This is a genomic window from Acinetobacter lactucae (genome assembly GCF_013344765.1).
GTDB lineage: Bacteria > Pseudomonadota > Gammaproteobacteria > Pseudomonadales > Moraxellaceae > Acinetobacter > Acinetobacter lactucae_A.
The window spans coordinates 1-6848 of the sequence record NZ_JABVBF010000180.1; the positions used below are offsets into that span (position 1 = coordinate 1).

Sequence of the window (6848 nt, forward strand, 5' to 3'; positions counted from 1 at the left end):
ATTTTATTAACACTAGGATTTTATAAATTAAATTATAAAAAAACTAATATATTTACATTTTTTTTTGCAAACTTAGGAGAAACTACTTATGGAATTTACCTTCTTCACCCTCTCGTATACTACTACATCATGTTAGCAAAAATAACCTCCAACTCTCTTTTTATTATAACTTCCACTATTATTATCACACTCATCGTAGCCAAGCTAGCCTACATTTTTTATGAGAAACCCTTAATTAAGATAGGAAAAAGAATAACTTAATATTTTATTAAAATTTGCTATATTAGAAAGTGGATATAATATAGCTAGTATCCACTTTCTAATTGGTTATTAATAAAAGCTTAAAACTTATACCCCGTTGGATTCTGCTTCTGCCAATTCCAACTATCTTTAAGCATATCCTCTAAACCATATTGCGGTTGCCAACCTAGCTCAGCAATTGCACGAGCGTTATCGGCAAAAGATGTTGCTACATCACCTGCTCGACGTGGTGCAAACTCAAAAGCAACTGGTACACCATTAACTTGCTCAAATGTATTTTTAACTTGCAAAACTGATGAACCATTACCAGTGCCAATGTTCCATGCGCGGCAACCTATTGCTTCTAAGCGATTATTTAGTGCACATAAATGTGCATTCGCTAAATCGACGACATGGATATAGTCACGTACCCCAGTCCCATCTACAGTGTTGTAGTCGTTGCCATAAATAGACAGCTTCTCACGGCGACCCACAGCAACTTGGGTCACATAAGGCATTAAATTATTTGGAATACCTTGTGGGTCTTCACCAATACGGCCACTCTTATGTGCGCCAACTGGGTTAAAATAGCGTAGTAAAGCTATCGACCATTTAGAATTAGACTCTGACAGTTTTTGCAATAACTGCTCGACAATCAGCTTAGTATAGCCATAGTTATTACTTGGCATACCCGTTGGCATATCTTCGTTTAATGGAGATATATTAGCCTCGTCATATACTGTCGCAGAAGAGCTAAACACAAGTGTATAGACACCTGCTTTTTCCATTGACTTAACGAGTTGAATACTGCCCGCAATATTATTATCAAAATAAATCAGCGGTTTTTCCTGACTTTCACCTACTGCCTTTAAACCTGCGAAGTGAATTACAGCATCAATTGAATGATCCTGAAACACGCGATCAAGTTCATTTGCATTACGAATATCACCCTGAACAAAAGCTAAACTCTTTTGTGTGATATCTTGGACTCTCGTTAATGACTCTTCAGAACTGTTTGATAGATTGTCAAAAACAACCACTTCATGGCCAGCATTTAAAAGCTCTACACAGGTGTGTGAACCAATATAACCAGCTCCACCAGTAACTAGGATTTTAGCCATCTACTTTTCCTAATAATATTTTAATTAATCCACGTGTTGAGGCATCTAATGATGAAAGATCATTTTGAACCCCATTTAAAATAGGTAATAGCTGATCAGCAATCTGTTTGCCTTTTTCGACGCCCCATTGATCAAACGGGTTAATATTCCAGATTACAGACTGCACAAAAACTTTATGCTCATATAAAGCAATTAACATTCCCAAACTATATGGATTCAACTCTTTCAATAATAAGGTTGAACTCGGTTGGTTTCCTTCATATTGTTTATAAATTGGAAGCTTTTCTAACTCAGTTGAGTCTAAAGCTTCATTACCAAAAGCCAATAATCGTGATTGTGCCAAACAATTCGATAATGCAAGATGATGCTGCTCTACCAAAGCCTCAGCATTTTCAACATAAGTAAAGTGGTCAGCATTATAGCGTTGGACTGGCGCAATAAAGTCACAGCTTACTGCCTGAGTCCCTTGATGTAAAAGCTGATAGAAAGCATGTTGAGCATTTGGTCCGACTTCACCCCATACAATTGGACAAGTATCTAACTCGACCTTCTGACCACTACGTTGCACCGATTTACCATTAGATTCCATTTCAAGCTGTTGCAAATACGCAGCGAAATACTTTAAGCGTCCATCATAGGGTAATACAGCATGAGTTTGGATATTTAAAAAATTATTATTCCAAACACCTAATAATCCCATTAAAACAGGAATATTTTGCTCATAACTTGTATTTTGAAAGTGCTCATCGACAGTATGAGCGCCTGCTAAGAGTTGCTGAAAACCCTCAACCCCAATACTCAACGCAATAGGCAAACCAATACATGACCATAATGAGTAACGGCCACCTACCCAATCCCAAAGCAGTAACTGATTTTCTGGGGCAATCCCCCATTCAGTCATTTTATCTGCTTTTGTTGATACACCAACAAAATGACTTCTTAAAACTCGAGTATGTGTTCCCAAGGCTTTTTCAAGCCACTGACGTACAGTTTGGGCATTTGATAAAGTATCAATCGTTCCAAAAGATTTTGAAGAAATAATAAATAGAGTTGTTTCTGGACGAAGTTGATGAAGCAACTCCGATAACTGACTACCATCCATTGTCGATACAAAATGAACATTTAAAGGCTTAGCCGTTTTCACTTTAAAATCTGACAACGCATGGGTGACCATTTGTGGGCCTAAATCAGAGCCCCCCACACCAATATTGACAACATCTTGAATCACTTCACCAGTTGCACCGCGATATTGGCCGGCATGGATCTTCTCCACTAAGGCATACATACGTTGCAACTGGCTATGGACTTGAGCCGTCAACTCTGGAAACTTTGAGTAATCAGCTGGCAAGCGCAGTGCCCAATGCATTGCTGCACGTTGCTCTGTACAATTTACTTTGTCTTGTGAAAAAAGACGCTCAATCCAATGATTTAGTTGTTTAGTTTTCGCAAGAGCAATCAATTGTTCCAAAATTTCTTTAGTAACACGATGCTTACTATAATCAAAAACCAATGGATCAAATTTTATAGAATATTGTTGAAAGCGATCTGGTTCTGAAGCGAACAATTCTTTTATCTGTAACTTTGAATTTCTCTCACCCATTAACTGTAATTTTAGTAAAGGTGAAACCAATTCTTTAGGAAATTTCTCGATAGATTTACTCATAAACGACCTACTCCTTCATAAGCAAAGCCCTTAGCCTTTACATATGCTGGGTCATAAATATTACGCCCATCCAAAATTAAAGGATGTTGCATTAATTGTTGTAACTGCTTAAAGTCTGGACTCCAGTACTGTTTCCATGCAGTAACCAAACATAAAGCATGTGCGCCTTGAGCAGCCTCATATTGATCAGTACACAGTACTAAATCTTCACGGTCACCATAGGTAGCGGCAATTTCATCTAAAGCTTGAGGATCATGCAAACGTACTGTTACACCTTGCGCCCACAATGCAGCTAATAAAATATGAATTGGCGAGTTATGTATGCTTGAGGTATTTTCTTTGAAAGATGCTCCCCAAATAGCCACGGTTTTACCATTCAAACTACAATGATAATAATTCCATAGCTTACGGAATAAAATTTCTTTTTGTTGTTCATTAATCGCCCATACCTGCTCTAAAAGGCGACTTTTCGCCCCAGTTTCAGAAACAGCACTTGAAAGGGTTAAAATATCATGCGAAAAATTTTCACCGCCAAAACCTACTCCAGCGGACAAATAAGCCGCACCAATACGTGTATCGGCGGCAATACCATGTTTCACGTTAGCGATATCAATACCGAGTTTCTCGGCCACCATAGCTAAGTCATTCATATAACTAATGCGAGTCGCCAACATGCCAGAAATACTAAGTTTGGTAAATTCAGCATCCAAGATCGGCATAAATAAGTATTGATAACTAAAACGGAAAAATGGGCGTAACAGCTCTTGCATTGTATCCCGTGCATGATTGGACTCAACACCAACAATGACATGCTTTACATTCAATACACTGTTAATGGCATTTCCCTCTTGAATTACATCAGGAAAATAAACCCACTCGTCTTTAGGTAAATATTTTTTTAACTGATCAGTTCCATGTAAGCCAAATGTAGAACCATTTACCATTAATCTAGGATGAACAATAGGACGTTGACTTAACTTCTCAACCGTATTTAAGGCAAGTTGAATTTGTGTGGGACTAAAGCAGAATAAATAAACCTCAACATCAAGAGGAATAGCAGAAAAAGGACTTTCTTGTAAAAAACCCGATTTTCTTTGTTTATTCAAATAATTATTAACTTCTTGATCTTGATAGGAAAGTACAGAAATATTTTCTTCGCAGGTGACACTTGTGCACCAATAAATCTGATTACCATATTCAGCTAGTAATGCTGCCATTACACCAGCGTGTAAGGTGGTTCCAAACACTGCGATTTTCATTGCACACCTGATTTTTTAATATTCTATAGACTTCTCTTCCCGTTAAGGGAAGAGAATATATTGATTGTTTATTATATTCAGCAGTTTTTACAAATACTTAAGTAGAACTACACAATATTACAACTTAAGCTCTTGAATTAGCTGTTTAAATTCCGACCCTAATTTAGGATGTTGAATTCCATAATGTAATACAGCTTTTAAATAACCGACCTTACTACCGCAGTCAAAAGTTTGGCCTTGCATACGATAGGCTTCAACAATATCTGTTTCTTGTAACATCGCAATCGCATCTGTTAACTGAATTTCATTACCTGCACCTTTTGGTGTATTCTCCAAAAGTTGCATAATTTTTGCAGGTAATATATAGCGACCAACCACAGAAAGATTAGAAGGTGCAGAGCCAACAGGAGGTTTTTCAACAATGCCTTGCATCGCAATACTTTCACCCTCATTAGGGCTATGCGCTACATCTACAATCCCATATTGATCAACAAGGTTATCAGGTACAGCTTCTACCATAATTTGTGCGGCTTGAATTGCATCATAACGTGCAATCATACGGGTTAAATCATTTCGGCCCGAGTCGTCTTTCACCAACACATCTGGTAATAACACGGCAAAATCATCTTGACCAACAATGCTCTTTGCACATAAAACCGCATGCCCTAAACCTAAAGGCTGAGGTTGTCTTACACTTACAACACTCACATGAGGTGGAACAATTTGGGTAATTTCTGCAAGTAAATCAAATTTCTTTTTTTGCTCTAATGTGGTTTCTAGTTCAAAGTTTCGATCAAAATAATTTTCAATTGATGCTTTTGAAGAGTGAGTTACCAAAATAATTTGTTCAATTCCTGCTTCAACTGCCTCACGCACCACATATTCAATGGCTGGACGGTCAACAACAGTCACCATTTCCTTTGGGATTGACTTACTTGCTGGTAAAAAACGTGTGCCTAGACCGGCTACTGGTAAAACTGCTTTTTTGATCATAACAAAGATTTCAAGATATAAAATTTACTTTACAGAAGAATCAACATTTTCTGGAGCATCATTACCTTTAAATAAAGATGGTCCAACATGTCCTGGCGCGTTAATGCCTTCACGTTTAGTCATCACTTTGACTGTTTTAAACATAATTTTAAAGTCAACCCAAACATTGTGATTGTCGACATACCACACATCACACTTAAATCGCTCTTCATAATCGAGCTCATTACGCCCACTTACCTGAGCAAGGCCTGTCATTCCTGGACGCACTTCTAAACGACGCGCCTGCTCTGGTGAATATAATGCAACAAAGTCTTTAAGCATTGGACGAGGTCCCACTACACTCATGTCACCTTTAAGCACATTAATCAATTGCGGCATTTCATCTAGACTCGTAGAGCGCAATTTTTGACCAAATGGAGTTATACGAGCCTCATCTGGCAATGGGTTTCCTTGAGCATCAAAAGCGTCCTTCATCGAACGGAATTTAATCATTTTAAATAATTTCCCGTCCTTTCCAGGTCTCTCTTGATAAAAGAATATGGGTGACCCTAAATTTTTACGGACTTTATAAGCAACAATCAGAAATATTGGCGACAGAACAGTTAAAGCTATTAAAGAAATGACTATGTCTACTAAACGCTTCATATTTTCATTCACTCATTTTTTAATATCTTTACGAAGAAAGGTATTATAAATTTTACCCAATAAATTTGCTGGTAGCAGTCTAAACGCAGACCGTATCAGAAACAGCATGTTAGCATATAGAGGATTTTGTAACTTTAGTTGTTTTTTTAAATCTAGTAACTGTTTTTCACTTTTAATATATTGGAAACCTTTACGACGTCCATGCATACCATTATCGATACGTGCATAAACCAATACATCTGGTAAATTCTGAATTTTATGCCCCTTGGCGATCACCCGTAAAAAGAGATTATAGTCTTCCATCCACAAATGATGTTGATAGCCACCAACCTCGAGAATATGGGACTTTCGATAGGTAATTGTCATATTATTAAATGGGCTTTGCTTCTTTGCATAATTTCTTAGATCTTCATTTGATAAAGGAACGTTACGCATACCTGTCGGATTTTGAGTATCCTCAACAAACTCAAGAATTTGTCCACCTACAATTGATACATCAGGGTTTTTTTCTAAAAATTTGATTTGTTTTTCAAATCTTTCTGGCACATAAATATCATCTGTATCAACAATACAAACAATGTCATAGGTGCATTCTTGCAATCCAATATTTTTTGCCTTACCTGTTCCAACATTTTGTTCAAGTTTTTTAACACGAAGAACTGTACCTAGTTTTTCTTGCCATTTAGCAATAATTTGATCTAATTCAGATGTTAAAGGACCATCCTCAATTAAAACAATTTCTGTAGGTTTTAAAGTTTGTTTATCCCAAATACTTTCCATACATGAATTAAAATGTAATGGATGTTCTTTATGATAAATAGAGCTTAAGACTGAGAAACTCATCATTTTAAACCCAAACCTCTAAACTTAATAAATTCTGAAATTACATCAGGCTGTACTTTTCTGGAGAACCAGTAAGTACTTTCA

At 36.9% G+C, this 6848-nt stretch carries 6 protein-coding genes and 1 pseudogene; 1 reads left to right on the forward strand and 6 read right to left on the reverse strand.

The window, feature by feature from the left end:
- A pseudogene (locus tag HUN22_RS18015) lies at positions 1 to 261 on the forward strand (acyltransferase family protein); the annotation flags it as partial.
- Between the two features lie 80 nt (positions 262 to 341).
- Here the strand turns inward: HUN22_RS18015 and galE are convergent.
- From galE to HUN22_RS14630, 6 genes are all read right to left on the reverse strand, one after another.
- Positions 342 to 1361, reverse strand: a complete 1020-nt coding sequence (galE, locus tag HUN22_RS14605) for a UDP-glucose 4-epimerase GalE (protein ID WP_174730748.1) — start codon at positions 1359 to 1361, stop codon at positions 342 to 344.
- Entirely contained in the window at positions 1354 to 3024 is a 1671-nt protein-coding gene (gene pgi / locus HUN22_RS14610; RefSeq protein WP_174730751.1) for a glucose-6-phosphate isomerase, read from the reverse strand. Before pgi ends, galE begins: the two co-directional genes overlap by 8 nt.
- Positions 3021 to 4283, reverse strand: a complete 1263-nt coding sequence (locus HUN22_RS14615) for a nucleotide sugar dehydrogenase (RefSeq protein ID WP_016143978.1) — start codon at positions 4281 to 4283, stop codon at positions 3021 to 3023. The genes pgi and HUN22_RS14615 overlap by 4 nt, the downstream gene beginning before the upstream one ends.
- Positions 4284 to 4400: 117 nt before the next feature.
- Positions 4401 to 5276: a UTP--glucose-1-phosphate uridylyltransferase GalU gene (galU, locus tag HUN22_RS14620; RefSeq protein ID WP_174730754.1), complete on the reverse strand. Its 876-nt coding sequence runs from the start codon at positions 5274 to 5276 to the stop codon at positions 4401 to 4403.
- Positions 5277 to 5300: 24 nt separating this feature from the next.
- Positions 5301 to 5921, reverse strand: a complete 621-nt coding sequence (locus HUN22_RS14625; protein WP_087090605.1) for a sugar transferase — start codon at positions 5919 to 5921, stop codon at positions 5301 to 5303.
- A 12-nt stretch (positions 5922 to 5933) separates the two neighbouring features.
- Entirely contained in the window at positions 5934 to 6764 is an 831-nt protein-coding gene (locus HUN22_RS14630; protein WP_174730757.1) for a glycosyltransferase, read from the reverse strand.
- Between the last annotated feature and the right edge of the window lie 84 nt (positions 6765 to 6848).

Coding starts and splice junctions, on each gene's coding strand:
- galE (WP_174730748.1), bottom strand. CDS start 1,361: ATGGCTAAAATCCTAGTTACTGGTGGAGCTGGTTATATTGGTTCACAC.
- pgi (WP_174730751.1), bottom strand. CDS start 3,024: ATGAGTAAATCTATCGAGAAATTTCCTAAAGAATTGGTTTCACCTTTA.
- HUN22_RS14615 (WP_016143978.1), bottom strand. CDS start 4,283: ATGAAAATCGCAGTGTTTGGAACCACCTTACACGCTGGTGTAATGGCA.
- galU (WP_174730754.1), bottom strand. CDS start 5,276: ATGATCAAAAAAGCAGTTTTACCAGTAGCCGGTCTAGGCACACGTTTT.
- HUN22_RS14625 (WP_087090605.1), bottom strand. CDS start 5,921: ATGAAGCGTTTAGTAGACATAGTCATTTCTTTAATAGCTTTAACTGTT.
- HUN22_RS14630 (WP_174730757.1), bottom strand. CDS start 6,764: ATGAGTTTCTCAGTCTTAAGCTCTATTTATCATAAAGAACATCCATTA.